Origin of the sequence: Oceanobacillus locisalsi (genome assembly GCF_042675985.1) — a bacterium.
Lineage (GTDB): Bacteria > Bacillota > Bacilli > Bacillales > Amphibacillaceae > Oceanobacillus > Oceanobacillus locisalsi.
In genome coordinates, this window is sequence record NZ_JBHTKK010000002.1 from 1 (window position 1) to 25123 (window position 25123).

General features: G+C 38.5%; 28 protein-coding genes. 23 read left to right on the forward strand and 5 right to left on the reverse strand.

Features of this window, described 5'->3' with window-relative positions:
• The first annotated feature begins 177 nt into the window (after positions 1–177).
• The gene (locus tag ACFQ19_RS02200; RefSeq protein ID WP_379590317.1) at positions 178–561 is read left to right on the forward strand and encodes a hypothetical protein; all 384 of its coding nucleotides are present in this window, start codon (positions 178–180) and stop codon (positions 559–561) included.
• A 50-nt stretch (positions 562–611) separates the two neighbouring features.
• Here the strand turns inward: ACFQ19_RS02200 and ACFQ19_RS02205 are convergent, their stop codons facing one another.
• The 3 genes from ACFQ19_RS02205 to ACFQ19_RS02215 form a co-directional block, all read right to left on the reverse strand.
• Positions 612–1142, reverse strand: coding sequence for a GNAT family N-acetyltransferase (locus tag ACFQ19_RS02205; RefSeq protein WP_379590318.1), 531 nt, complete (start codon positions 1140–1142; stop codon positions 612–614).
• A 233-nt stretch (positions 1143–1375) separates the two neighbouring features.
• Entirely contained in the window at positions 1376–1606 is a 231-nt protein-coding gene (locus ACFQ19_RS02210; protein ID WP_379590319.1) for a hypothetical protein, read from the reverse strand.
• A 152-nt stretch (positions 1607–1758) separates the two neighbouring features.
• Positions 1759–2925 carry a nucleotidyltransferase domain-containing protein gene (locus ACFQ19_RS02215; protein WP_379590320.1) on the reverse strand — a complete coding sequence of 389 codons (1167 nt, stop codon included), beginning with the start codon at positions 2923–2925 and terminating at the stop codon, positions 1759–1761.
• A gap of 177 nt (positions 2926–3102) precedes the next feature.
• On the opposite strand from ACFQ19_RS02215, the gene ACFQ19_RS02220 reads away from it, so the two are divergent.
• Together ACFQ19_RS02220 and ACFQ19_RS02225 are read left to right on the forward strand one after the other, a co-directional pair.
• Positions 3103–3357 carry a hypothetical protein gene (locus ACFQ19_RS02220; protein WP_379590321.1) on the forward strand — a complete coding sequence of 85 codons (255 nt, stop codon included), beginning with the start codon at positions 3103–3105 and terminating at the stop codon, positions 3355–3357.
• A 63-nt stretch (positions 3358–3420) separates the two neighbouring features.
• The gene (locus tag ACFQ19_RS02225; protein WP_379590323.1) at positions 3421–4290 is read left to right on the forward strand and encodes a GNAT family N-acetyltransferase; all 870 of its coding nucleotides are present in this window, start codon (positions 3421–3423) and stop codon (positions 4288–4290) included.
• Positions 4291–4535: 245 nt separating this feature from the next.
• Here ACFQ19_RS02225 and ACFQ19_RS02230 read toward each other — a convergent pair whose 3' ends face one another.
• A complete protein-coding gene (locus ACFQ19_RS02230; RefSeq protein ID WP_379590325.1) occupies positions 4536–4976 on the reverse strand; it encodes an RrF2 family transcriptional regulator in 441 nt (146 codons plus the stop codon).
• A 157-nt stretch (positions 4977–5133) separates the two neighbouring features.
• Between ACFQ19_RS02230 and hmpA the strand changes: the two genes are divergently transcribed.
• The 4 genes from hmpA (at position 5134) to ACFQ19_RS02250 (ending at position 9180) form a co-directional block, all read left to right on the forward strand.
• Positions 5134–6354: an NO-inducible flavohemoprotein gene (gene hmpA, locus ACFQ19_RS02235; RefSeq protein ID WP_379590327.1), complete on the forward strand. Its 1221-nt coding sequence runs from the start codon at positions 5134–5136 to the stop codon at positions 6352–6354.
• A 394-nt stretch (positions 6355–6748) separates the two neighbouring features.
• On the forward strand, positions 6749–7741 hold the full coding sequence (locus ACFQ19_RS02240) for an N-acetylglucosamine kinase (protein WP_379590329.1): 993 nt from the start codon (positions 6749–6751) through the stop codon (positions 7739–7741).
• Positions 7728–8750 (forward strand): serine hydrolase domain-containing protein, encoded by a 1023-nt coding sequence (locus ACFQ19_RS02245; protein WP_379590330.1) that lies wholly within the window; start codon positions 7728–7730, stop codon positions 8748–8750. Before ACFQ19_RS02240 ends, ACFQ19_RS02245 begins: the two co-directional genes overlap by 14 nt.
• Positions 8751–8889: 139 nt before the next feature.
• The gene (locus ACFQ19_RS02250) at positions 8890–9180 is read left to right on the forward strand and encodes a YrhK family protein (RefSeq protein WP_379590331.1); all 291 of its coding nucleotides are present in this window, start codon (positions 8890–8892) and stop codon (positions 9178–9180) included.
• Between the two features lie 37 nt (positions 9181–9217).
• Here ACFQ19_RS02250 and corA read toward each other — a convergent pair whose 3' ends face one another.
• Positions 9218–10168 (reverse strand): magnesium/cobalt transporter CorA, encoded by a 951-nt coding sequence (corA, locus tag ACFQ19_RS02255; protein ID WP_379590332.1) that lies wholly within the window; start codon positions 10166–10168, stop codon positions 9218–9220.
• A gap of 202 nt (positions 10169–10370) precedes the next feature.
• Between corA and ACFQ19_RS02260 the strand changes: the two genes are divergently transcribed.
• From ACFQ19_RS02260 to ACFQ19_RS02335, 16 genes are all read left to right on the forward strand, one after another.
• On the forward strand, positions 10371–11603 hold the full coding sequence (locus ACFQ19_RS02260) for a tetratricopeptide repeat protein (RefSeq protein ID WP_379590334.1): 1233 nt from the start codon (positions 10371–10373) through the stop codon (positions 11601–11603).
• Positions 11600–11725 (forward strand): hypothetical protein, encoded by a 126-nt coding sequence (locus tag ACFQ19_RS02265; protein ID WP_379590335.1) that lies wholly within the window; start codon positions 11600–11602, stop codon positions 11723–11725. Before ACFQ19_RS02260 ends, ACFQ19_RS02265 begins: the two co-directional genes overlap by 4 nt.
• Positions 11726–12066: 341 nt before the next feature.
• Positions 12067–12429 (forward strand): hypothetical protein, encoded by a 363-nt coding sequence (locus tag ACFQ19_RS02270; protein ID WP_379590337.1) that lies wholly within the window; start codon positions 12067–12069, stop codon positions 12427–12429.
• A gap of 116 nt (positions 12430–12545) precedes the next feature.
• Positions 12546–13706 (forward strand): FAD/NAD(P)-binding protein, encoded by a 1161-nt coding sequence (locus tag ACFQ19_RS02275; protein ID WP_379590339.1) that lies wholly within the window; start codon positions 12546–12548, stop codon positions 13704–13706.
• A gap of 233 nt (positions 13707–13939) precedes the next feature.
• Positions 13940–14608: a response regulator transcription factor gene (locus ACFQ19_RS02280; protein ID WP_379590341.1), complete on the forward strand. Its 669-nt coding sequence runs from the start codon at positions 13940–13942 to the stop codon at positions 14606–14608.
• Positions 14605–15981: a HAMP domain-containing sensor histidine kinase gene (locus ACFQ19_RS02285; RefSeq protein ID WP_379590342.1), complete on the forward strand. Its 1377-nt coding sequence runs from the start codon at positions 14605–14607 to the stop codon at positions 15979–15981. The genes ACFQ19_RS02280 and ACFQ19_RS02285 overlap by 4 nt, the downstream gene beginning before the upstream one ends.
• Positions 15982–16159: 178 nt before the next feature.
• The gene (locus ACFQ19_RS02290; RefSeq protein ID WP_379590344.1) at positions 16160–17071 is read left to right on the forward strand and encodes an ABC transporter ATP-binding protein; all 912 of its coding nucleotides are present in this window, start codon (positions 16160–16162) and stop codon (positions 17069–17071) included.
• A complete protein-coding gene (locus tag ACFQ19_RS02295; RefSeq protein WP_379590345.1) occupies positions 17068–17778 on the forward strand; it encodes an ABC transporter permease in 711 nt (236 codons plus the stop codon). Before ACFQ19_RS02290 ends, ACFQ19_RS02295 begins: the two co-directional genes overlap by 4 nt.
• A complete protein-coding gene (locus ACFQ19_RS02300) occupies positions 17779–18507 on the forward strand; it encodes an ABC transporter permease (RefSeq protein ID WP_379590346.1) in 729 nt (242 codons plus the stop codon). It begins immediately after the preceding gene.
• Positions 18508–18594: 87 nt separating this feature from the next.
• Positions 18595–19575, forward strand: coding sequence for a zinc-dependent alcohol dehydrogenase family protein (locus ACFQ19_RS02305; RefSeq protein WP_379590348.1), 981 nt, complete (start codon positions 18595–18597; stop codon positions 19573–19575).
• Between the two features lie 95 nt (positions 19576–19670).
• Positions 19671–20543 carry an AraC family transcriptional regulator gene (locus ACFQ19_RS02310; RefSeq protein WP_379590349.1) on the forward strand — a complete coding sequence of 291 codons (873 nt, stop codon included), beginning with the start codon at positions 19671–19673 and terminating at the stop codon, positions 20541–20543.
• Between the two features lie 194 nt (positions 20544–20737).
• On the forward strand, positions 20738–21040 hold the full coding sequence (locus tag ACFQ19_RS02315) for a Dabb family protein (protein WP_379590351.1): 303 nt from the start codon (positions 20738–20740) through the stop codon (positions 21038–21040).
• 90 nt (positions 21041–21130) lie between these two features.
• The gene (locus tag ACFQ19_RS02320; protein WP_379590352.1) at positions 21131–21748 is read left to right on the forward strand and encodes an NUDIX hydrolase; all 618 of its coding nucleotides are present in this window, start codon (positions 21131–21133) and stop codon (positions 21746–21748) included.
• A gap of 342 nt (positions 21749–22090) precedes the next feature.
• On the forward strand, positions 22091–22858 hold the full coding sequence (locus ACFQ19_RS02325) for an HAAS domain-containing protein (protein ID WP_379590354.1): 768 nt from the start codon (positions 22091–22093) through the stop codon (positions 22856–22858).
• A 63-nt stretch (positions 22859–22921) separates the two neighbouring features.
• Positions 22922–23410, forward strand: coding sequence for a nucleoside 2-deoxyribosyltransferase (locus tag ACFQ19_RS02330; protein ID WP_379590355.1), 489 nt, complete (start codon positions 22922–22924; stop codon positions 23408–23410).
• Positions 23411–23570: 160 nt separating this feature from the next.
• Entirely contained in the window at positions 23571–25109 is a 1539-nt protein-coding gene (locus ACFQ19_RS02335; protein WP_379590356.1) for an AbgT family transporter, read from the forward strand.
• Positions 25110–25123 lie beyond the last annotated feature (14 nt).

Genomic DNA, 25123 nt, shown 5'->3' on the forward strand with positions numbered 1-25123 from the left:
GCAACAAAAGATAAAACAATTTATCAGTTACTACAATGAACATTTGGCTAAACCATTCCGTTGGACGAAGGAAGCTAAAACCTTACAAATTTAATGTGGGGTATTTACTTCAGCCGCGTGGCACTAGCTATCGCAGCAACAGATCTGGATAACTTATTTTGGAGCAAAAACTATGGAGTGAAAAAAGATTCAGAAGCCAGAGACAGAGAGCTGGAGGTTCTTCTTTCAGAAAATACCTGGATTATAGAAGGTGTTTACTATGCTTGGTTGGATAATAGTTTTGAACAAGCGGATCAAATTATTGTGTTACATACAAATCTGTACGTAAGGCAAATGCGGATAATTATCCGTTTCTTAAAAAGAAAGCTTGGTGTTCTGCCAACGAAAAAAGAGCGTTTGAAAGATCTCATACAGTTATTAAAATGGAATACGAAATATGATACAAATAATTTAGCAATAGCACGAAAGAAGATAGAAACTTATGAAGAAAAGGTGATTGATATATACAGTAAAAGGGGATTGAATCAGTTTCTGAAAGGTATTGGAAGAAATGTGCCATAAAAATAGAACTGCATTAAAACCCCTCTGCAATCTTTTACAGAGGGAGAATTTTAGTCTGCTTTCAAAAGCGAATACATATCCATATCAATCAATTCACCCTTCACCTTTTCATACTGCCGCAATGTTCCTTCAAAGGTAAACCCTATTTTTTGCAGTACTTTCACCGAATTCATATTTGCAGGCTCGACTTTCGCCTCTATCCGATTTATTCCTGAACGATAAAAAGCTTCATGAATCAGCGCCTGAATTGCTTCAGGGGCATATCCATTTCCCCAATGTGCTTTCGCAATATCATAGCCAATTTCAACTCGGGCATTTTCAGAGTCGATAGAGTTAAAGCCGCAGCTGCCAATAATTTCTTGTGAACCCAAGTCTATCACACTATATCGGATTGCTTGATTTGTTTCAGCTAATTCATTTAACGTGTTGATCATTTCAGTAGCCTGTGATTCATGGGTGAAAGCAGAAATGTTCATGAATGCTACAACAGCCGGATCTGACCAGATAGCGAATAGTGCAGAGGCATCCGCTGGTCGTATTTTCCGCAAACAGAGTCTTTTCGTAAATAATTCTTCCTTCAATACTTTCACCTCCAATATTCAAATAAAAATGGCTGGTTTGTCGGCTTTGAAGAAGACGATGCTGACATATTATTGGTCATGATGGTGGAAGATGTGAAGGATCGCGGGGGCAGTGGTTATGTGATTTCGAAGGCGAAAAATATTGTTGAGTATATACAGTAGAGCATAGAAAGAAACTATATTCACCTGAAACTGGAAAACCAAGATTCAGGTGAATATGTGTTTGATAGATGTTACTCTTCGCCCTCGAATATGTCTTCAACTTTTTCATCATCCGATCCGTCTTCGTTATCATTTTCCTCTGCATTTCCTGATTCTGATTCCTGTTCATTATCATTATCATTTTCTTCTTCTTGTGTTGGCTCTTGATTTTCCTGTTCTTCATTATCATCACTCTGACAGGCTCCGAGAATAAGCATCAATGAAACTCCTAAGGCTGCAAGGTAAGATTTTTTCAACCTCATGATGTATCACTCCTTCTAATGTATGCTCATACCCGATTTTAACAAAGAAAATCAGAAAAATTCATTTTGTTAATAAATTGTAAAGGGATTCAGGTACAAGACAATGATGATTTTGATAAACGAAACATACAGCTGCTTAAGAAAAGAAGGAGTCAGGGCCGCTTCTCCCAAGGCTCTACTGTCCCAATAATTTTTACTTCCCGATCATACGCCACAGCGTCAATTATTCCATGGCTGATTTCTTGGTTTGTTAACCATCTGGAATGTTCTTTGCCTAAAATAAACCCCAGCTGAATTTGTCTATACTGGCAACCTGGATAGATCTTTGCAGCAGCATTTTTCATTTGATTTAAGTTAGAGTTGCTTCCTAATACGTGATAGAGTTTCCAGGATGGACTTTTCTTGGCAACTTCATAACTGATAATATCCAACGCATTGTTGGAATTAGAATGAATCCACGCAATGACTAAATCGATTGGACCGTTTTGAATGATGGCTGCCTTAATTTTTTCTTTCAGCGCCGCACTATCTCTGTAGTCAACGAATAACGGGTTGATAGAAGAATCCGGATTCGACTTATTCATCACCCTATCCATTTTAGCCTCATTGCGCGCGACAATGGAGACTTTTGAACTGTCAGCAAGCCATAAGGATGCTCCAGATATCATTCCCGTTCCACCAATAATTAAGGCATGTACAGGGAGTCCTTTTATTTTGTTATTGATGGTTTCCAGCCATGGATGCTTCCCGTTAAATTGCTGACTTAATGAATGATACAGCCACTTTATTTCACGCTTTTTCAGAACAGGAAGCAACCGCTCTAAATCTTTATTATCTTTCTCTCTGATAACAGAACTGCCGCCTTTATATAATAATTGTATCTCCGGTTTTATATAAGGGATACCATCGTTAGTGGTTATTCCAATCTCGTTGACAGGCCGTCTAATCTGGTTATCTCTTTTATAAATCCATTCGTTATCCTCTGTCTCTATCAGCATGATTTCAAATAACCAGCTTGTGCCATGCTTTTTTCTTACCCAGAGACTGTCAGATGTTCCGGTTCGTTTCTCTGAATCCTCCAGTTTTGTCAAAATGCCGTTATAAGCAATGAAAAATTCATAGCTATCATTCAGATACTTTTTTAATACAGAGAAATCTTTGCTGCTAATAAGAATATCCATGTCTTCATGTTTTCTTGTTTGCTTTCCGTAATGCAAATCGAGTGCCCAGCCGCCAGCAATCCACCATGAAATAGGAATGTCTTTCATTAAATGATTTATTTCTTCAACAGATAAGGTGTTCCAAGGATGATGCTGCAAAAAATCCCTCCTCTATAGATTTCTCTTTTATATCATTGTAGGTCTTTTGCAGTTTATTGTAAAAGCGTTTGCATAAGTAAATAAGAACAGCACATACATTTTCACTCGGACGGATATATGGCTATTTTCTGAAACGAATATCTGTGTTACGTTTAAAAGGAAAGGAGAAGGAAAGCAATGAACCTGGAGTTGGAAGAAGTATCAACAAAAGAAGCGTTCCAAAGGGAGAAAAAGAAACTGCGCTTATCGAGTATAAGATTTTTCTGTGTGTTTCTATTAGCCTGTCTGTTAATGATGGTTATTCGAAGTAATTATGCTCATGCAATAGATTATATCGGACCTTCTGTGTTGGGCGGTCTGATTTATTATTTTGGCAATTATGCCGGATTGAGAAAGTCTTACCGGAGAAACAGAGAAGCGAATGATCATTAAATTCTACTTCCCATTTTGTTTAGGGAAGAGTGGATCTATTTAACTTGAAAAGGAGGTTTTTCGATGGGGATTAGGATAGAAAAAGCGAATGATTTTGAATTACTTTCTGCGTTCCTTGCTGATATGAATAAACAAAAGAACCATCATATTGGATTTTGCGGAACAGATAAAGATGATATTTTACAAACGCTTAAAGAGGACCTTATAGATGAGAACGGAGAGATTTCCTTTTTTATAGCAAAAAATGATGCTGGGGTAGTTTTGGCTGCATGCGGGTTGGAAATCGAGAATGATGAAGCAGAGGTTTGGGGGCCTTTTAATACAACAGAGAGTATGGAGATTTCCGTTGAATTATGGAAACGCTTAAAAGCATTTTACCCAGATGTTCAGAAATATTCCTTTTTTATTAATAAGGAAAATATTAAGCAGCAGATATTTATGAAGGAGATCGATGCAGCAGAAAAAGGTCATCATTTAAATTTAATCGTAAAAAGAGATCGTTTTGAAATGCTTGATAAATTAAAAAGCAATTTGATGGAAGAAAATGATTTTCCCGCATTCCAAGAGCTGCATGATGCTATTTTTCCGGAAACATATTATGATGCAGAGACGATTCAAAGCAGATTAAATGATAATAATATATTGAGAATCTTAAAGGATAATCATGGAACATTTATTGGTTATGTTTATTTCGAGATCGATAAGGAACTTTCAGAAGCTTCATTGGAGTATTTTGGAATAGTGAACGGTTATCAAAATAAAGGATATGGAAGTCACTTGTTACAAGAAGCGTTGACAGCTATGTTTGCTTACCTTGAAATAGCTGAGATCCACCTAACTGTAGATGCTGAAAATCATCGTGCGAACCACGTTTATGAAAAGGTTGGATTTGAAAAAGGGGATATATTGATTAATTATGCACTTCAACGTTAGACGTATAAGCTATCTTATTAAGTTACGTGAAAATGGCAGGCTATCTGATAGGCATGGCAAATCGATTGATCGGGAAAATAGTAGATTTAGCAGGGAAGTATGTCAGTTTATACAAGTGCTGAACAAGGAGCCTTCAAAAAACGAGGCGATTTCTTATAAGAGAAAATTATATTTGAAAAAGATGTTCTTGTGTACGGCAGTTTAGCAAATAACATAATGATAGAATACAAGAACATCTTTCAATACTAATTTTCCATCCCCATCAATTCCTTCAGTTCTTCTTCATTCTGTATTAAATCCTCCAGCGTATATTCTTCCAGCACTTTAAAAAATTGAAACAACGCTTTATTTAAAACGTGTTTCAAAGAGCAGCCCGGCGAAATCACACAATGGTTGGTCTCTTTATCAAAGCATTCCAGCAGATTAAAATCACTCTCCAGAGAGCGTATGAGTAATCCAATATTTATATCCGAAGCAGGCTTCGCAAGACGAAATCCGCCATTTCTTCCTCTTACAGATGTCAGTAATCCTCTTTTTGTTAAATCATGCACCACTTTTCGCAGATGCTCTGGTGAGATGGAATATACATCAGATACTTCTTTAATGGTTGAAAGCTCTTCCTCTGACTTTAATCCTGCAAAAATCAAGACACGCAAAGAGAAATCTGTATATTTTTTTAGGTTCATGGTATCGCTCCATTTGTTAATTATTTCACATAATTGTAACATAAATTTGCTTATGACACATTGAATTCACATTATAACAGGCATAAAATAAAAGATGTAAACAAAATACATCTTTTATTTATTAAAATGAGACTGATAAACAAAGGAGCGTTTTATCATGGAGACCACAACAACTGAATTAGATCAAAAAACAATTGAAACGGTAAAGGCAACGGTTCCTGTTTTGCAGGAGCATGGGGAAGCAATTACAAGCCACTTTTATAAAATTATGTTAGAAAATCATCCAGAATTGAAAAATGTTTTTAACCAGACAAACCAACGAAAGGGAGGACAGCCAAAAGCATTGGCAAATACGGTGTATGCAGCCGCAGCAAATATCGAGCATTTAGAGGATATTTTGCCTCATGTGAAGCAGATAGCACATAAACATACCAGCTTAAATATCAAGCCAGAGCAATATCCAATCGTAGGAAAATATTTATTAATTGCGATTAAAGATGTTCTTGGAGAAGCTGCTACCGATGACATTATTAATGCATGGGAAAAAGCTTACGGTGTCATTGCTGATGTTTTTATCAGTGTTGAAAAAGAAATGTATGAAGAAAAACAAAATGCCCCGGGAGACTGGGTTGGATTTCGTGATTTTAAAGTCGTGAAGAAAATCCCTGAAAGTGAAGTCATTACTTCCTTTTATTTAAAACCAGCAGATAATGGCAAACTCCCAGCTTATCAACCTGGACAATATATCACGGTGAAAGCACAAATTGATGGAGAAGCCTATGATCATTTGCGTCAGTATAGTTTATCCACTGCGCCGGGACAGGATTTCTTGCGAATCAGTGTGAAAAGAGAAGATGAGCATAACCCGGAAGGTATTGTATCTAATTACCTCCATAATCAAGTGGAAGAAGGAGCGATTCTTCCAATCACTTCGCCTTCTGGGGATTTCGTATTAAATGAAACAGAACAAGAACCTTTAGTGTTGATTAGCGGAGGAGTTGGCTTAACGCCATTAATGAGTATGTTAGAAACCGCAATAGAAGAGCAGCCGGAGAGAGAAGTAATCTTTATTCACGCAGCAAGATCCCGGTCTTACCATGCGATGAAGGATAAAGTGGCGTCTATTGCTGAGTCTAATAAACAAGTAACCTATTATACGGTTTATGCGGATAGCACTGGTGCAGATGCGTGTGATAAAGAAGGAAGAATCGACTTTGATTGGTTGAAAACTGTGATTCCAACTGTAGATGCATCTTTTTATCTGTGTGGACCAAAAGGATTTATGAGTGCGATGGACGGTCATTTGAGAAGTATGAATGTGTCAGATGATGATATTCATTTTGAATTATTTGCACCGATGGATGAGATAGCGAATTAAACAACGGTAAGGCTGGTTGCGAAACCAGTCTTATTTTCATTTTCGAGCTAAATTTGTTTAAAAATATAATCCGTAAGAAGATAGACTATTAAAGAAACGCGTCCTTACTTGAACTAATCCAACCCGCCATACGTCTTTCCGATCCATACTGATTTTCGTACAGATAAATCATCTCTTCTATGGTATAGTCAGTTAAAATAGTAATTTTTCATAAGAAAATGTCAAATCCATCATGGATATCATTTCAAAGAAAAACATACAATTTATAAAGCAGATATGGAAGATACGCAATAGCTGCCTCAAGAAATGATGATACAACACTGCATGACCTTCATAAAACACGGGAAGTATTATAACATGAATTTTGAAATCCTTATAAAGGGTGGTATAAAACATGTATATCTTAGGAATAGATGGCGGAGGAACGAAAACCAACGCGTTATTATTTCATAAAACAGAGGGGCTTGTATGGGAAACAGAAGCAGAAGCTGCGAATCCGCACAGTACCAGTTTTACACATTCTGCAAAAGTTGTCAGCCGCATAATAAGTGAGGCATATGAACACAATCATTTATCGGAAAATACAGATTTATCGGTAGGTTTAGGCATAGCAGGCTTGGGAAGAAAAGCAGATCAGAAAAAATGGTTGGAATACTTTTGGAAGGCATCACCGCACAGGTTCTCCGGTAATGAAATCGTTGTGGAGCATGATGGAACCATTGCACTTTATTCAGAAACGTTTGGTGAAGATGGTATTGTGTCTATCTGTGGAACAGGAGCAATAACGCTTGGAATACATCAATCCAAGATAGCCCGCGTTGGCGGTTGGGGACATGTGATTGGAGGAGACCCGGGCAGCGGCTATGATTTAGGGTCACAAGCCTTGATAGCTGTATTCCATGAATTGGATGGGCTGGGACCGAAAACAGCGATGAGCGACCTTATTTTGGATGGAGAAGCGATTGAACGTATAGAAGAATTGATTCCTATCATCTATAACCATTTTGAAAAGCAGCGTGTAGCTGCATTTGCAAGCTATGTTTTTCAAGCAGCTGAAATGAAAGATGAGATTGCAATAAAAATTATTCAAGAAGCAGCTAAACAAATAGCGAATCGCGGACATGTATTGTTTGAGCGGTTGTTTCAAATAACGGATGGAACTGTTCCATTCGTATTAGCAGGAGGCATTTTTCAGAATGATTTCATTGTTAAACTAGTAAAAGCGGAACTATTTGCGATTCCTTTTATCAATGTTTTGAAATCGCAGCATCCACCAGTGATTGGAAGTATTGTTCTTGTTTTAAAACAACAGGGCTATTTGCCGGAAGAGGCCAAAAGAATGTTGTTAGATACAAGGAGAAGAGGTGCAATAAATGAAGAATTATGAACGGTATTTAGAGGGATTGGTTACAAAAGATGAAATTCCTGCAGCTGTTTACCTTGTTCAGCATCATCAGCAACAGAAAACGTTACGAAGTGCAGGTTCTTTTTTAAATAATAAGGGAGAGAGAATTCCTGTTACGATAGACACTTACTTTGACTTGGCTTCTTTAACAAAAATTATGTGTACACTACCAAGCATTCTATTTTTGCATGAACGAAAAGAGCTACATATAGACGATACGGTAAATAAATATATACCTGAATTTCCGCAAAAGCAGATAAGCATTCGTCATTTTTTACAGCATACCTCAGGTGTTTCCGCAGATTTATCCGTGAAAAACCGGTACCAGCAAAGAGACGTATGGAAGGAAATACTAAACTGTACAGCAGCTTATCCACCAGAGACCCAAGTATTATATAGTGATATCGGAATGATTGTTTTAGGGAAAGTTATAGAAGCAATAACGAACCAGCGGCTGGATGCCTTTGCGGATAAGGAACTATATCATCCTTGGGGGATGAAAGATACTGGCTTTCTTCCAGAAAAAATAGAGAAAAATAAAATTGCTGCTACGGAAAAAGTTTGTGGGAAATATGTTCATGGTGAGGTGCATGATGAAAAAGCTTATCATTTGGGCGGTGTTGGCGGTTCCGCAGGTTTATTTTCTAATATTTCGGATGTAGCGGTCTATGCCGATTATTGGCTGTATCCAGAAAAACAGTCCGTTCTAAGACCGGAGACAATGGCTTTAATCAAAGAAAATGTCATCCAAAATCGAGGTTTAGGTTTTGAAGTATTATGTGATAAAACGATTGGTACAACTTGTGGCTCTGCCTGGTCCCTCGGTTCTTTCGGGCATACTGGATTTACGGGAACAAGTTTTTGGATTGATCCGAAAGAAGAAATTGTTACAGTGTTGCTTACCAATATGGTTCACTATGGGAGACAACATCGCTTGTCTGAAATCAGAAAAAAGTTTCACACGATGGTTTATGAAACACTGGCAACCTAGAAAAATGCTTCCGACTAGTCGTTTGGAAGGAAAATTTTCCTAACTTGAAATCTTTTGATAAAATATGAACATAATAATGACATAGAGTAAGAGATGGGAAGATTTTTAGTAGATAAAATCATAAATAAGGGGAGACGGAATGCAGTTAAATAAAAGTAATCGGGAATTGGATTTACATTTAAACAGGGTAGAACTCAGAGTAACTTCCATCTATAAATTGCTTTATCAAATAAATGATTTAGTCCTCGGACTAATTTTCTTGATTGGAAGCTTTTTATTCTTTAGTGAAGACACAACATTTGCCGGCACCATATTATTTGTGATTGGAAGTATTCAGATGCTGATACGTCCGATTATTTCCATTACGCATGATTTTCATTTGTCCAAGGTGAAGAAGCGAAGTAAATACAACCATAGTTCATCTAAGTAAAGCTCCAGCCGTTTGGCAGCTGGAGCTTTTCAATATTTTAAAACCATTTTTTCATTTTAAAATAAACAATTAATCCAATACTCATAAGCAGCATAACCGCAAGCACCGTAAAGTAACCATAACTCCATTCCAGTTCTGGCATATTCCAGAAATTCATCCCGTAAATGCCGGTAATGAGTGATAAGGGAAGAAAAATAACAGAAACCAGTGTCAGGATTTTCATGATATTGTTTAAACGGTAGGAATTGAAAGAATCGTAATTATCACGGATATCTCCAGTCATCTCTTCAGCAGATTTAATCGTATGCATCTGTTTGATGATATGATCTTCAATATGGTGTATATATATTTTCTGTTTCTTTGTTTTTGTGAAACTGGTGTCTTCTTTCAAGTGTTGGATAAGTTCCTGCATTGGCATAGTGACGCGTTTCAGTTTAATAATCAAAGAACGTATTTGGAAAACATCCTCCATTAGCTTATTACCTGTTGTATCACTTACATGCCTGTCTTCAAAAGAAAATACTTCATCCTCGATATGATCAACATATTCAAAATAGCTATCAACGATAAAATCTAAAATAATAAAAGCGACATCTTCAGGTGTAATAGTCTGGGAAGAGGAACGTTTCTGAATAGCTGCTTCCATATCGCCTAATTTCCTCAAATTGTCCTGATGGTAGGTTACAAGAATACGGCCTTTCATAAAAAGATTAACTGCTTGTGCGCGATAATCTTTTGGGTGTATTAAATGACAGACTAAAAATTGATACTCCGGGTATTTTTTCAATTTTGGCCGTGACACCGTTTTGACAGTATCTTCAATAGCCAGCGGATCGAAATGAAATTGGGAAGCCAGCAATTTGCTTTCCTCTGCACTCGCATTTACAAAATCGTACCATATAAAACGCGCATCATTTGGAACAGCAGTATCATTCTCAGCTCGTTTCCATTCTTTTGCATTTGTCTGGTAGTGGATGGTTATTGGCATCATGCAGCTCCTTTTTATTGCCTTTGTTCACATTTATTATTTTATCATATCAATTTTTTTCTTCGCTTGCGAGCAATTATATGTTTCCATCCTACTTTACGAATGATAAATAAACCCTAAAATGAAAAAGAATGCTTCTACTTTTAAATGAAATTATGTTACATTTAGAGTAGGAAAAATAGCATGAAGAGGAGAGAGAATTTTGGAGTTAGGGCAAAAACTTAAATTTTTACGAAATAAGCAGCATTCTACCCAGCATGAGATTGTTGAAGGTATTTGCTCTGTATCTTATTACAGCAAGATTGAGACTGGTCATGTCGTTCCTAATGAAGAGATTCTACACCTGCTGGCTGAAAGGCTTGGTGTAACGTTTGAGGATTTAGTTCAAATTGATGAAGCGGTGAATGATAAAGTTATTCAAAGAGTGGAAGATATGTATCAATTGATTAAGGAAAACATGCCCGCAGCCGAAGAAGCTTACCAATCCTTTTTAAAAGAATTTGAAAAATCTTCAGACCCTGGAATTAAACTGCTTATCAGTTTAATAGAGTTACGATTTGCATTAAAGGTATCCTCGTTAGAAGAAGTTGAAGAAAAATTTCAAGAAGCAGAATCTTTGCAAGATTACAGTAATATGAAAATCATGCCTTTATTTAATCGAGTTTGCGGTTTATATTATTATAAAATTGGGGATTACGATGCAGCTTTAGAGTTGTATTTAGGTCTTGCAAATGCTTTGAATTTTCCATATAAAGCAGATATTCATTATGAAATATCATTGACATACAATCGCAAAAATAATATATATAAATCTATTCAACATTTAGAGACAGCTTTAAATAAGTATTTACAGGAAATGAACTATGATCAATGCACTGTATGTTATTTCCTGTTGGGCATTAATTATTTTAAGATGGGAAATTATGATGAAGCGATTGATTATTATTACCGTGTTGAGAAGGTCATTGGGAGTAATAGCGACTTGCAGCGAAAAGTATATCATAATCTAGGACTTGCCTATGAAGAGAAGAAAGATGTAAACAAGGCTATTTATTATTACCAAGAGAGCCTTTCTGCATCAACGGAAGAAAAGCATGGTGTGAAAACAATATATACATTAGCAGAATTATATTTGCGCATAGAAAAGAAAGAAGAAGCAGGCCCGTACATTACAAAAGGAGCAGCCTTAGCTGAAAAATATAGTATGGAAGAATATAGGATTAAATTTTATGTTCTGCAATTACAGTTAAATGGAGAATGTGTTGCAACATATCTGGAAACGGTTGCGATTCCTTTTTTTGAAGAAAAAAAGGATAGAGAATTTCTGATGCACTATAATGTGATGTTATCTGACTACTATTCTCAAAATAAGCAATATAAACAAGCTTATTTTAAGATAAAAAATGTTTTAGATATGAAGGGAGGGATTCGATGAAGAAATTACTTATTGCTGGATTAGTAGTATTCGCACTTTTCGGTGTAACGACGAGTGTCAGCGCTGGTATTGAAATTGAGTATCCTGATTCAACACTTAGCATTGACCCTGAAGATGTGTAAGCAGGATGGACGTGAGGGTGAAAAGTTATCTTGTGCCATGAAGTTGGCGGAAGATAACTTTTTATTTTGTTGTAAACGAGCCTGGCAGGATATATGATATAAGAGGGTAACTCCCAAAGTACATTGTAGTCAGGAGCGTTCTGCGTCTGAAGAGGATGATGAGAAAGAAAAATCCGATTTTACTTATAAGGAGCTTAGTATGTATCCCAATAGTTACCTGAATGATACATCGTTTTTGGGAGCAAGATAGGATTGTGTTTATTTGGATTTCGTGGTAAGGTAATTATGTTCTGTTAAAAATCGTAACAATTACGTTTTAAAAAGATAAGGAGGTGCAGAAGTTGGATAGCTATTTAGATAAAAGACTACAGGAAAAATTGATAGATCGTTTTCTTACCGAGAAAGAGCGTTTGTTATATAGAAAAGTGATACATATGGAAGATGGGATTGCGGAAAGAGCGTTGACACCTGAACACTTTATGGACCTGCTTCAGATTGAATCTCCTCATAAATATATTGCTGAAGTGTTTGACTTATCCTTATCAGAACTCTTGGAAGTATTAAAAGAGATAGAAAAGAAAATAAGTATAAACGCCGAATATATCCAAGCAGAAATACGCTGGCTCGATTGTACGAACGTGGTTTCTGCTGAATTAAAAATGGACAAAAACAAAAGATTTTTTTATACAGAAGGATTGTCATAACGTGGAAAAGGAAATACAGATATAAATAATAATAGGTTGTGAAGTTCAACGAAAAAATTTTTCGATTATATCCGTAATGATTACGGTTATAAAATTATGAGGAAGGAGGGTTAAGTATGTATCAATGGATAGTGATTGGAGGAGGAATCCAAGGAAGCTGTGTGGCTTCACGTTTGCTGGAAGCGGAAAAAGTAGAAAAAGAAGACTTGTTGATTATTGATCCGCATTCACAGCCATTGGAAAGATGGAGAACGATAACAAATAAGATTGAGATGAAGCATTTGCGTTCTCCTTTCGTCCATCATTTAGATGCCGATCCATACAGTTTAAAAAAATATTCTTCTGCATACAATTATGCCTCTGGATTTAAAGGACAATATCAACGGCCGCGTTTAGATATGTTTAATCAGCATAGTTTGGATTTATTAGAGAAAACAGGCGTCATGACGTGTTGGCTGCGAGGTGAGGTGTCCGGACTTTCTCGAAAGGCATCCGGATGGCAAGTTTACATGGCGGATGGGCGTTACTTTGTTAGTGAGCATGTAGTGCTTGCGATGGGAGTGAATCACATCTCTCATTATCCATCATGGGCTGAAAAATATAAAGGAAGTGCGTTAGTGAGACATGTATTTGAAATGGATGACAGACTTCCAGAGACTGGGGATGTGATTGTTGTCGGAGGCGGAATGACAGCGGCACATCTTGCTTATGCACTCACACAAAAAGAATCGATTGATACGGTCACGATGGTGAAGCGGCATCCGTTACGTATTCATCATTTTGACAGTGATCCGGGATGGCTGGGACCGAAATATATGAATAAATACGATAAATTAACAAGCTACAAGGAAAGAAGGGAAGTTATCCAGAATGCAAGGAATCGCGGATCTGTTACCAGAGATTTATATTTGAAGCTGCTGAAGCAAGAAAGAGCGGGTAGACTAAATATGATAACAGATAATGTGGAATCAATAAAGGAACATACAGATGAAACGATACAGCTGCTTATGGAAAATAGCGAGAGCGTCGAAGGGCATACTATTCTTCTGGCGACCGGTCCGGCTGTTGCCATGCCTGGAAAAGAGTGGTTAGATCCAGTAATAAGTCAAATGCGTCTGCTTTGTGCACCCTGTGGATTTCCAATTGTGTCTAAGTCACTTGAATGGGGAGAAGGCCTATTTGTGGCTGGAGCATTAGCTGAATTGGAAATTGGTCCTGTTTCCAGAAATATAGCCGGCGCAAGAAAGGCTGCGGAACGGGTTTTGCAGTATGCATAAAATAAAAATAACGCATTAGAACCGTCTCCTGATAAATGATTAGATGAGGCGGATTTTTTGTTTTGCATAAAGATGGGGAAGTGGTATGTTATTTAAATTTTGTTTAAAAATAAAAGAATGTCATCCAATTCCTGCGTTCTCCTGATATGATGATGTATAGAGAAGTTATGATACATGATGAACGCTTATTGGTTAGAGAGGAATAAAGTCGGGTGATAAAGAGGTGAGAACAATTGGCATACATCCTGTACATCGAAGACGAAAAAGAAATCGGACAATGGGTGACAGAAGACCTGACAGGAAGAGGGCATGAAGTAGTTTGGCTGACCTCTGGAAATGAATTAGAAACCTATATAAACGATATAGACCTTGCCATATTAGATATTATGCTCCCGGGACTGGATGGTTTCTCTATTGGAAAACGCATCAAAAAAGCGAATCAAGAAACGCCGATTGTTATGTTATCCGCTCGTTCTGCGGTGGAGGACAAGATAGAAGGCTTAAGTTTTGCGGATGATTATGTAACAAAACCTTTTCATCCGGATGAGTTAGCTGCACGTGTGGATGCATTGCTCCGCCGTTTTCAAAAGAAAGAAGATGCGCTGGAAATTGGGCATTTGCACATCGATATGAAATCCTTGGTGATTATGAATAAAAATACAGAGGAGGAAATTTTACTGACAGGCAAGCAATTTCAACTGTTTCAATATTTCCTGCGTCATCTGAACCAAATTCTTACAAAAGAGCAGCTTTATGAAGGTGTATGGGGAGAACAGTATATGGAAGGGGATAAAACATTAATGGTGCATATCCGCTATCTGCGTGAAAAAATAGAAGCAAATCCGGCGAAACCGGTGATTATTGAGACGATTCGCGGGATTGGCTATCGGGTGAAAAAATGAAACGGTTTTTCAAATCCTTATTAGCAAAATATATCCTGATTATCCTCATTGCTATCTTTTTAATACAAGCAGCCTATTTCGCCTTTATTTTTGTTTTCTTTAATTTAGTGGATGATTCCAATACTCCCGAAGCAGGACAAGGTACACAAGATACATATGATGAGATAGAAGAAAAATGGCATCAGGAAGCCGGTCAAGTTGTATCGGCAGATGATGCCGCTGATTTATTTGCGGAGTGGCAGGAGACTTATCCGACCGCTTCCATGTTTCGGGTGGATGGAGACGGTGTTTTGGACGTGCAAAGAAATGTGCAGGAAAATTTACCAGATAGATGGGATATTACGTATACCGTACAATTTTTAAAAAATCATTATGAACATGACCCGTTTACAGTCGTTGCTTTTACCGGGGAAAATGAGAACGATGGTTTCGTTGTTTTTCAGCTGCCGCGGGAAGTGATGCAGACAAATGCACAACAACTTTTTAATCAGTATAGTTGGGCTGCTATTATATTGACCATCGTCGTCGTATTTTTATTTATTTTTCTTTCCTTATGGTTCTTCAAAAGAATTCGTAAACGCCTGGTGCATCTTCAAGAAGCAATGGAAATCCGGGATACGGATGGTTTGCCAATTCTTATTGAAGAAAAAAAGCAGGATGAGATTGGTGATTTAGAGAAGTCTTTTAATCGAATGGTGCGGGAATTAAGGGGAAGCAGGGCGCGTGAACAGGAAGAGGAGCAGCTGCGAAAGGAATTGATTGCTAATTTATCCCATGATTTACGGACGCCTTTAACTAAAATAAATGCACAAGCTTATACATTGCAGAAGATGGATTTGCCGGAAGAGGCAAAGCGTTCTCTAAGGTTGACTTCCGCATCGATTGAAGACGTGGATAAATTAATTGAAAATCTCCTGTCGTATACCTTGCTGATGGCGAGCAAATATAAGAAGGAATTAAAAGAAGTCGATATGCCGCGCTTCCTTCGTCAGTATTTGGCAGCCTGGTATCCAGTTTTTGAGAAGGAAGAATTTGAAGTTGATGTTAATATAGAGGGATTTGAAGAGAATACATGGGAAATCGATGCCTTATGGTTCAGCCGGATTTTGGATAATCTCCTGCAAAATGTACTGCGCCATGCGGCAGACGGCCAATATTTTGCTGTACGGACAGAGACGACGGAACAGTATGATGCGATTGTTATTGCAGATAAAGGAAGAGGAATGCAGACAGGAACAAAGCAAAAAGGAGAAGGGATTGGTCTTTCTATTGTTGATATGATGGTGAAAGGGATGGATTTGGATTGGGAGATTGATTCTACGGAACAAGGAACTGTGATAAGGATTATGAAAGTGAAAAGAACCGGTGTCTAGTCCATTAACTTTATTGAAAACGAGCTATGAAAAGAGACAGCTAATATAAACTGTCTCTTTTTTGTGTGTGTTATCTAATCAAACTAAAAAAATTCCTGTCTCTTTAATCAAATTTTAAACAAACCCCATACCACATTTTAACCTCACACCTCTATCCTTAAAAATAGAGGTGATAAACATGGAATATATCGTAGAAACAAAGCATTTAACAAAATCATTTGGAAAAGAAAAAGCAGTATCGAATTTGGAAATGAAGATACCAAAAGGGGAGATATACGGCTTTTTAGGGCCTAACGGAGCAGGAAAAACGACAACGATTCGTATGCTGTTAGGGTTAATGCGGCCGACTTCCGGCTCTGTTCAGTTATTCGGAAAGGATATGAAAAACAACCGGATAGATATTTTGAAAAATGTAGGGTCGTTAGTAGAAAATCCTTCTTATTATCCGCATTTAACTGCCAGAGAAAATTTGGAAGCAAATCGAAAAATTCTTCACGCGCCAAAGAAAAGAATTGATGAAGTGCTGAAGCTGGTGCGTCTGGACGAGGTTGGCAATAAAAAGGTAAAGGGATTTTCCCTCGGGATGAAGCAGCGTCTCGGGATTGCTGCTGCTATGCTGCATCAACCGGAGCTGCTAATTTTGGATGAACCGACGAATGGACTCGATCCATCCGGTATTATTGAAATGCGGGAACTGATTCAAAAGTTGCCGGAAGAATACGGCATGACGGTAGTAATATCCAGTCATTTATTATCTGAAATCGATCAGATGGCTACAAGAGTTGGGGTTGTGTCAAAAGGGAAAATGATTTTTCAAGATTCGATTGAATCCATGCGTAAAATTGCGCAAGCTTCTATCCAGGTGAAAGTAAATGATAATGAAGCAGCGTGGCGTTCGCTGCTTGCCAATGGACAAAAGGCAGATCTAGGAGAAGCATATGTTACGTTGCAGGCCGAAGATGATGAGCAGGTAGCAGCTTCCATCGACTATCTCGTCAAACAAGGCTTCTCCATTTACAGGGTGGAAGAGGAAAAACGGTCTTTAGAGAATATATTCCTGGAGATGACAAAGGAGGAACAGGCAGGATGATTCTTCCATTGATACAATCGGATTTTTTAAAGATAAAACGTAAGGGTATGTGGCTATTATGTCTAATCGGTCCTTTTGGCGTGGTGGCATTGCAGATGGTCAATTACGGGGTGCGAAAAGATTATCTGTTTGAGCAGATGGATGATCGCTGGCTTTACTATTTGATGAATATTAATACATTTACACCGCTGGCGATTGTTTTGGGAATTGTGATTTTAACGTCTTTTATGGCAAGTATTGAGGATGAAACCAATGCCTGGAAGCAGCTAGTTGCTTTGCCCGTATCCAAACGGGCGGTCTATCTATCGAAGTTTACGGTCATCAGCTGTATCTTATTTTTATCCTCTGTTCTTTTATTTCTGTTTGTGACCGGATACGGCATGACGCTTGGATTAGGAGAAGCTATCCCGTATTTACGGTTAATGGAGTATAGTTTTTTCCCTTTCTTTGCGGCGCTGCCGGTATTGGGGCTGCAGCTCTGGGTGGCTACAATCAGCAAGAACCAAGCTATCCCGGTAACTTTAGGCGTGATTGGTGTTATTTTAGCTTATTCTGCCCCGCTGTTACCGGATTGGGTGATTTGGAAATGGCCGGACCTATCGAATGAGTGGGGGTATTCCTATATCAATGCGCTATTAGGCATCGGATTCGGATTGGCGCTGTATGTGCTGGGGATGGTTGATTTTAAAAGAAGGGACGTTAAATAAATGATTTCCGTAATAAATTCAGAGTGGTATAAACTGCGAAAGTCAAAAGTATTATTCCTTCTATTAGCAGCACCGCTGGTTGGGATATTTATTGGATTAGCCAATTCATTTATCGCAATAGAAGGAATGAATGCGTGGTATGAAAAGTTGGTTACGATGAATTTTACTTATGCTATATTATTTCTGCCGCTGATTTCGGGTGTCCTAGCTGGGGTGATTTGCCGGTATGAACATCAGGAGGGTGGCTGGAAACAGTTACTGGCACTGCCAGTGACAAGGGGGAAGGTATTTCTTTCTAAATATCTGGTGTTGATTTTTTTGGTGCTTGCTATGCAATTAATGTATTTAGTCTCTATTTATTTAGTAGGTGTGATAGACGGAATCACAGATCCTTTTCCTATGGAGATTGTTTGGAAAACAATTATTGGAGGCTGGATGGCAACATTTCCGTTAATTGCTTTACAATTATGGGTTTCGATTGCTTTTAAAAGCTTTGCAGCTCCATTTGCTATCAATGTTATCTTTACATTGCCGACGATTTTAGTCATTAATTCGGAGCGATTTGGGCCATATTATCCTTGGGGACAGCCATTTTTAATGATGAATGTTGGTGGTAGTGCAGGAGATTTCTTTTTTGTTCCCTGGGATCAAATTTTAATGGTTATCGGCGGCAGTTTTCTATTGTTTTTCATTGGAGGTTATCTGTATTTCCAGAGAAAAGCGGTTTAATGAAAAGACAAAAGGGATGGCAGTCGTCTGCTGTTCCTTTTTCCATTATAATAGAGAATAACGTTTTATAAGAGAGGATATCCTAAAGTGCAAAATAGATATATTTATTGTGATACATTTGGTAATCCGAATGACGTATTAAAGATAGCAGAAAAAGAGATCGCTCCTCCTAAAACAGGAGAAGTGCTTGTACGCATGTTAGCCAGGCCGATTAATCCATCTGATTTGATTCCGGTTAGAGGAAGTTATGCTCATAGAATTCCGCTGCCGTATATTCCTGGCTATGAGGGGGTTGGAGTCGTAGTGGATGTTGGTGCTAATGTCAGTGCAGAGCTTATTGGTCATCGTGTCTTACCTTTACGCGGGGAGGGGACATGGCAGGATTTTGTCAGAACGCCGGCTGCATTTGCTGTGCCTGTGCCAGCAGCGATACATACAAATACTGCTGCACAACTATATATTAACCCTGTAACGGCGTGGGTGACTCTGACGGAGGTATTGCAGTTACGGCCGGGCAAGGTACTGTTAGTTAATGCCTGTGGGTCAGCCATTGGGCACTTGTATGCGCAATTAGCAAGCATTTTAAATTTACATTTGATTGCCGTGGTGAGAAATAGGAAACATAGACAGATGCTTTTAAATCTTGGTGCTTTGGAAGTAGTGGATACATCAAGCCAATCCCTTTTTGAAATTGTGATGGACAAAACAAATGGAATAGGTGCAGATGCAGCCATTGATTCATTGGGCGGAAGTGCAGGTTCTGAGTTAGCTGGCTGTTTGCGCAGTCAGGGATATTTTTTGAGTATTGGCTTACTCTCTGGACAGCAGATGGATTGGGGCACTTTTGCGGATAAAGTGACAATGAATATTTTCCATTTAAGGCATTGGAATAAGAAGGCAGGACAGGCGAAATGGCAGAGAACCTTCCAGCAAATCATCAAGCTTGTGGAGAAGAAAGAGCTGTTGCTTGGTTTTGAAAAAGCAAATTATGATTTGGCAGATTTAAAAAAGGCGCTTGATATAGCTGCGGATGGCAGAAAGGGCAAAGTAATCTTATCCAGCGGCTAAAGATATGTATATCCGATAAAATCCGTTTCTTTTTTATCGAGTGATTTATCCGGAAAGCTTCTATACTTGAAGTCAATGGAAGGGAGGAAAAGGAAATGCAAAGCAGCATGAACGAAGCGTTACAGTATATTGAGGAGCATCTGGATGCAGAAATTGATGAAAAAGAGATAGAAAAAATCACCGGCACCTCGATTTATCATTTCCGGCGCATGTTTTCTTTTCTGTCCGGGATGACGCTGACGGCTTATATTCGCAATCGGAGGCTTTCTAATGCAATGTTTGATCTGCTTCGGGAAGATGTTAATGTGACAGAAACTGCTTTTAAATACGGTTACAACTCTGTTGATGGTTTTTCCCGCGCATTCCGGGAATGGGCAGGGTGCAAACCTTCTGACGTGAAACAGCAGCAAAAGCAGAACCTGAAAGCTTTTCCAAAACTCACTTTCCAATTAACCATTCAAGGAGGAGCAGAAATGAATTATCGAATTGTAGAAAAAGAAGCGTTTAAAATCATTGGTGTCAGTAAAAAGGTACCAATGCAATTTGAAGGGGTTAATGCAGAAATTGAAGAACTGGCGCAACATATTACCGAGTCCCAAAAAGAAAAGATGCACCAACACACTAATATAGAGCCTAATCAGGTGATTAATGCTTCCTATAACTTTGATGACGGAAGAATGATAGAAGAAGGTTATTTGGAGCATATGATTGGCGTATTGACAGATGAGGCAGGACCTTTTGAAGGACTGGACGTAGTAGAAGTGCCTGCTCATACGTGGGCTGTTTTCTCTTCCCAAGGGCCATTCCCGCAAACAATGCAGGAAACATGGGCGAAGATAGCAGCAGAATGGCTTCCTTCCTCAGACTATGAATTAGTAAAGGCACCAGAAATCTCTTTTGTGGAAGATGATCGTGATTTAGATAATGTGTATAGTGAGATTTGGATGGCTGTGCAGAAAAAAGGGTAGAAAGAATCTTTATACGAAAAACGAGGTGCTGATTTAGAGCGCCTCGTTTTTCGTATAAGGGATATGTATTCACACCTCATAATCAGGAAATAGCAACAAATGATGCTAAAATGGAAGCATTATAGAATCATTATGCCTAAAGATAAGTCTATGATAAACTTTACATATATATAATGAACAGGGAGCTGGTAGGAATGATTAAGCATATTGTACAGTGGAATCACGGCGAACATTTCAGTGAAGCAGAGAAAAAGGCAAATGCGGAGAGAATAAAAAGCGAGTTGGAGAGTTTGAAAGAGGAAATAGATGGCGTTATTTCTATTCAAGTCATTATTAATCCTATGGAGACAAGCGATCGTGATATTATTTTAGATAGTGAATTTGAAACAGAAGAGGCACTGCAGCAATATCAAATCCACCCAGAGCATGTTCGTGTATCTAGCTTTGTAAAAGAATGTGTACAGGATCGTGTTTGTGTCGATTATCAAATAAAATGATGATAGAAACAGCGTAGAAAGAAGTTCTATGCTGTTTTTACTTAGGAAGGTATATATGCAATTAATCCATAAGAGGAAGGATGCAGTTCGATGAGTGATAAATGGCTGACGTGGGCAAAGCAAATTCAGTCGATAGCCCAGGCTGGATTAACTTTTACGAATGACATGTATGATAGGGAAAGATATGAACAGCTGCGCACATTGAGTATTGAGATAATGAATGCATATACCGACTTGGAATTTGAATCTATCCGTGATTTGTTTGCGCGTGAAACGGGTTACCAGACGCCAAAAGTGGATGTGCGGGGTGTGATTTTTAAAGATGACCGCATTTTGATGGTACGTGAAAAGCATGATGATGCATGGGCATTGCCAGGCGGTTTCTGTGATATAGGTGAATCGCCAAGAGAAAATGTTATCAAGGAGATTCAAGAAGAATCGGGGTTTCATGTTCAACCGACTAAGCTGCTGGCAGTTTTTGATACCAATAAACACGCGCATCCCCCGCAGCCTTATCAATATTATAAATTATGCATCCAATGTGCGATTATAAGTGGAGCAGGCAGCTTAGGTATGGAGACAAAAGGAATTGGCTTTTTTGCGGAAGATAATCTTCCTAATCTTTCGTTAAACCGGAATACAGAAACACAAATCAAACGTTTATTTGAATTTTTTAGGGATCCTGAAAAATCAACTTTTTTTGATTGATATACGCTTCTTGAAGAGGATCAATCGTTATTCTAACCAGATTTCTTGTAAAACAAGAAAATGTCCTTTAGAATAGGGATGTTTTTATCGCAGTGTAACTGACTATAAGACTCCACTTTAAGAAACGAATGAAAATTATATTTCTAAGTGGAAGATCCAAAAGCCAGTAACGGCCCGATTCGTTCAACTAACCTTCATTGGGGGATAAAAGCCCCCAATGAAGGAAGTTTCACTTTATCACGGAGAACCGTCCATAAAACTCCCGCTGGGTGAAGTTTCGTTTTATAGTATGGAGATAGTGTAACTAGTTGATATAAACAACAAACAAAAAGGAGCATAGCAATGGATCGGTCAAAATTAAGCTCGGAAAGTAATCGTTTTATAGAAAAACTGCGGCTATATTTATTTTCTCAAGGTATCGAACAATCAGATATTGAGGAAGTTGCTGATAATCTGGCGCAGAAACTCTATGAAATGGAACAAAATAATGAACCGATTGAACCAATCACGGAACAATCACCGCAGGAATATTTAGATGAACTCAAAAAAGCAGTAAATGAAACCAAGAATCCATCTCTCTCCTGGTTGATACCTTACCTTCTTATCGGTGCGATTGTTTTTATGGTATTTGGAGATGTTTTGCGCGGTGTGTTATATGGAGAAATCGTAGCTTACAGTCTTTTCCGGATTGGAAGTACGGTTGTGATTGGCGTACTGTTTATCCTCGGTGCGCTGTTGGCAGTAAGGTATACTTCAAAAAATGAGGTAACGGGGACAAAAGAATATCAGATTTTCGCTATTCCAGCTGTTATCAGCATGCTTCTGTTTATAGCGGCTTATATAATGGATGGTTATGTGGAAACGTCTCTCGTTACTGTCCAATTCACAGGCAATATCATTTTATTAGGAATTGGTACCGTGATTGCGATATTGTTGTCTATATGGGCGAAAACATGGATATTGCCAGTTATTTTAATCGCTTGGAATTTCCCGCCCCTGATTCTAGAAAACACCCCGCTTGGAGTGAATATGCAAGCGTTCCTGGGCATTGTTTTGACGGTGTTGATTGTTGGAGCGTATATTTATTTGGAGTTTCAGGAAGAAAAATAGAAATGGAAGCAAACTTTTTAACGTAATGAGAGAAAAAATGACATAAGACAAGAGGTGTTTGTATTGAAAGGTTATTTGGCAAATGGGTTATTTTCATTGGGAGACCGTTATGTGAATGAGCAACTGGCAAAAGCAGTACGTGAGGCGGTTCCGGAGATTGATTTATATGTACCGCAGGAAAATGCGGCTATTAATGATAAGGCAGCTTATGCAAACAGCGAGATTATTGCAGAAGCGGATTTATCCAAATTGGAAGAAAGCGATATTTTAATAGCCGTGCTGGATGGGGTGGAAGTAGACTCCGGTGTAGCGGCTGAAATTGGCGCTTTTTCCATGCTTCACCGCCCTATCGTCGGTGTATTTACAGATACACGTCAGCAGGGAAGAGACAATCAAACAAAGATCGATGCGCTCATCGAAGACGGGTTAGAAAATCAATTTGTTTATCGCAATCTATTTTTAGTCGGATTAGTGAAACGCAATGGTGTGATTACCTCTTCTTTGGAGGAAGCAGTGGAAGCTGTTTTGGAAATAAGAGATAAACGGATATAAAGGTCTGAAGAGAAAATCAAAGTGGTCATTCGAGTTTAGGAAGGAATGAATGTGATTTTCTCTTTTTATTGTAAAAGAAAGTATTTATTCAAGCGTACCATTTTAAAAAATGCACTTCTCGGGGTATACTAAGCCAATAATACAATTTAAGGAGTACATCATGAAAGAAACAAAACCGTCTTTGACCTTACGTATATTAAATTTTATTGAAGAAAAGGGAAATAAGCTCCCTCATCCAGTAACCATCTTTATTATTTTTACGCTGGTTGTTATTGCTGTCTCACATCTGTTATATATGACTGGAATAAGTGTTCAATTTGAAGGTGTCAATGAGGAAACAGGTCAAATTGAGGAGTTAACTGTATCTGCTGTCAGTCTGCTTACGTCAGATGGGATTGCCCATATGTTTTCCAGTGTGGTTGAAAATTTCACGTCTTTCGTTGCCTTAGGACCAGTATTAGTTGCCATGCTTGGTGTCGGTGTAGCGGAGAAAACAGGCTATATCAGTGCGATGATGACAAATACTGTAACAAAAGCACCGCGGAAACTAGTGACACCTATCGTTGTGTTAATGGGGATTCTCTCCAATGCGGCAGCTTCGGTCGGCTATGTTGTACTGGTGCCGCTTGGAGCAATTATTTTTCTTGGATTTAAACGTCATCCTTTAGCGGGTTTATCTGCTGCTTTTGCTGGCGTTGCCGGGGGCTATTCAGCTAATCTGATTTTGGGGACCAATGATCCGCTGCTCAGCGGAATTTCCACCGAAGCGGCTGCTATTTTGAATCCTGACTATATTGTGAATGCAACGGATAACTGGTTCTTTATGTTTGTATCGACTTTTCTCATTGTAATTTTGGGAACGCTGATAACGGATAAAATTGTTGAGCCGAAATTGGGGACGTACCGGTCCGAGGATACCAATAAGGAAGCGAATGAGCTTTCAAAACAAGAGAAAAAAGGGCTGTATGCTGCCAACGGATCCGCTCTGCTGACAATTGCTGTGATTGCGCTGCTGGTGCTTCCTGAAAATGGACCATTGCGCGGAGAAGATGGTGGATTTATACAGTCTCCGTTTATGAGCAGTATTATCTTTATTATGATGCTGATTTTCCTTATACCGGGGATTGTTTATGGGATTGCTACAAAAACAGTGCGAAATGATAAGGATATTGCTGGATTGATGGCATCTTCTTTAGAGACAATGGCTGGATTTATTGTTTTGATTTTCTTTGCAGCACAGTTCGTTGCTTTATTTAATTATACGAATCTGGGTACGATTATTGCAGTAAAGGGCGCCGATTTCCTGCAATCTATCCACTTGACGGGAGCACCGCTGCTAGTTGCTCTAATTATCATTACAGCATTAATTAATCTCTTTATCGCTGCGGATTCCGCTAAATGGGCAATTATGGCACCTGTCTTTATTCCGATGTTTATGCAGATGGGTATTTCTCCAGAGGTAACACAGGTTGCTTATCGGATTGGGGATTCTGCAACCAATATTATTTCACCGTTGATGCCATTCTTTCCGTTAGTAGTGGCATTTGCGCAGCGATATGGAAAAGAAAACGGAGTCGGCACGGTCATTTCTCTGATGTTGCCACATTCCGTAATTATATTAATTTCATGGATTATCTTTTTTGTTATCTGGTATGTACTGGGCATTCCGGTCGGGCCGGGAACAAACTTAAATTATTAAAAGAAAGGATGTAT

Bases quoted from the DNA above. Each gene is read 5' to 3' on its own strand.
- ACFQ19_RS02320 (WP_379590352.1), top strand. From the start codon at position 21,131: ATGAGTGATAAATGGCTGACGTGGGCAAAGCAAATTCAGTCGATAGCC.
- hmpA (WP_379590327.1), top strand. From the start codon at position 5,134: ATGGAGACCACAACAACTGAATTAGATCAAAAAACAATTGAAACGGTA.
- ACFQ19_RS02290 (WP_379590344.1), top strand. From the start codon at position 16,160: ATGGAATATATCGTAGAAACAAAGCATTTAACAAAATCATTTGGAAAA.
- ACFQ19_RS02210 (WP_379590319.1), bottom strand. From the start codon at position 1,606: ATGAGGTTGAAAAAATCTTACCTTGCAGCCTTAGGAGTTTCATTGATG.
- corA (WP_379590332.1), bottom strand. From the start codon at position 10,168: ATGCCAATAACCATCCACTACCAGACAAATGCAAAAGAATGGAAACGA.
- ACFQ19_RS02220 (WP_379590321.1), top strand. From the start codon at position 3,103: ATGAACCTGGAGTTGGAAGAAGTATCAACAAAAGAAGCGTTCCAAAGG.
- ACFQ19_RS02230 (WP_379590325.1), bottom strand. From the start codon at position 4,976: ATGAACCTAAAAAAATATACAGATTTCTCTTTGCGTGTCTTGATTTTT.
- ACFQ19_RS02310 (WP_379590349.1), top strand. From the start codon at position 19,671: ATGCAAAGCAGCATGAACGAAGCGTTACAGTATATTGAGGAGCATCTG.
- ACFQ19_RS02225 (WP_379590323.1), top strand. From the start codon at position 3,421: ATGGGGATTAGGATAGAAAAAGCGAATGATTTTGAATTACTTTCTGCG.
- ACFQ19_RS02295 (WP_379590345.1), top strand. From the start codon at position 17,068: ATGATTCTTCCATTGATACAATCGGATTTTTTAAAGATAAAACGTAAG.
- ACFQ19_RS02335 (WP_379590356.1), top strand. From the start codon at position 23,571: ATGAAAGAAACAAAACCGTCTTTGACCTTACGTATATTAAATTTTATT.
- ACFQ19_RS02300 (WP_379590346.1), top strand. From the start codon at position 17,779: ATGATTTCCGTAATAAATTCAGAGTGGTATAAACTGCGAAAGTCAAAA.
- ACFQ19_RS02245 (WP_379590330.1), top strand. From the start codon at position 7,728: ATGAAGAATTATGAACGGTATTTAGAGGGATTGGTTACAAAAGATGAA.
- ACFQ19_RS02250 (WP_379590331.1), top strand. From the start codon at position 8,890: ATGCAGTTAAATAAAAGTAATCGGGAATTGGATTTACATTTAAACAGG.
- ACFQ19_RS02240 (WP_379590329.1), top strand. From the start codon at position 6,749: ATGTATATCTTAGGAATAGATGGCGGAGGAACGAAAACCAACGCGTTA.
- ACFQ19_RS02265 (WP_379590335.1), top strand. From the start codon at position 11,600: ATGAAGAAATTACTTATTGCTGGATTAGTAGTATTCGCACTTTTCGGT.
- ACFQ19_RS02285 (WP_379590342.1), top strand. From the start codon at position 14,605: ATGAAACGGTTTTTCAAATCCTTATTAGCAAAATATATCCTGATTATC.
- ACFQ19_RS02275 (WP_379590339.1), top strand. From the start codon at position 12,546: ATGTATCAATGGATAGTGATTGGAGGAGGAATCCAAGGAAGCTGTGTG.
- ACFQ19_RS02325 (WP_379590354.1), top strand. From the start codon at position 22,091: ATGGATCGGTCAAAATTAAGCTCGGAAAGTAATCGTTTTATAGAAAAA.
- ACFQ19_RS02315 (WP_379590351.1), top strand. From the start codon at position 20,738: ATGATTAAGCATATTGTACAGTGGAATCACGGCGAACATTTCAGTGAA.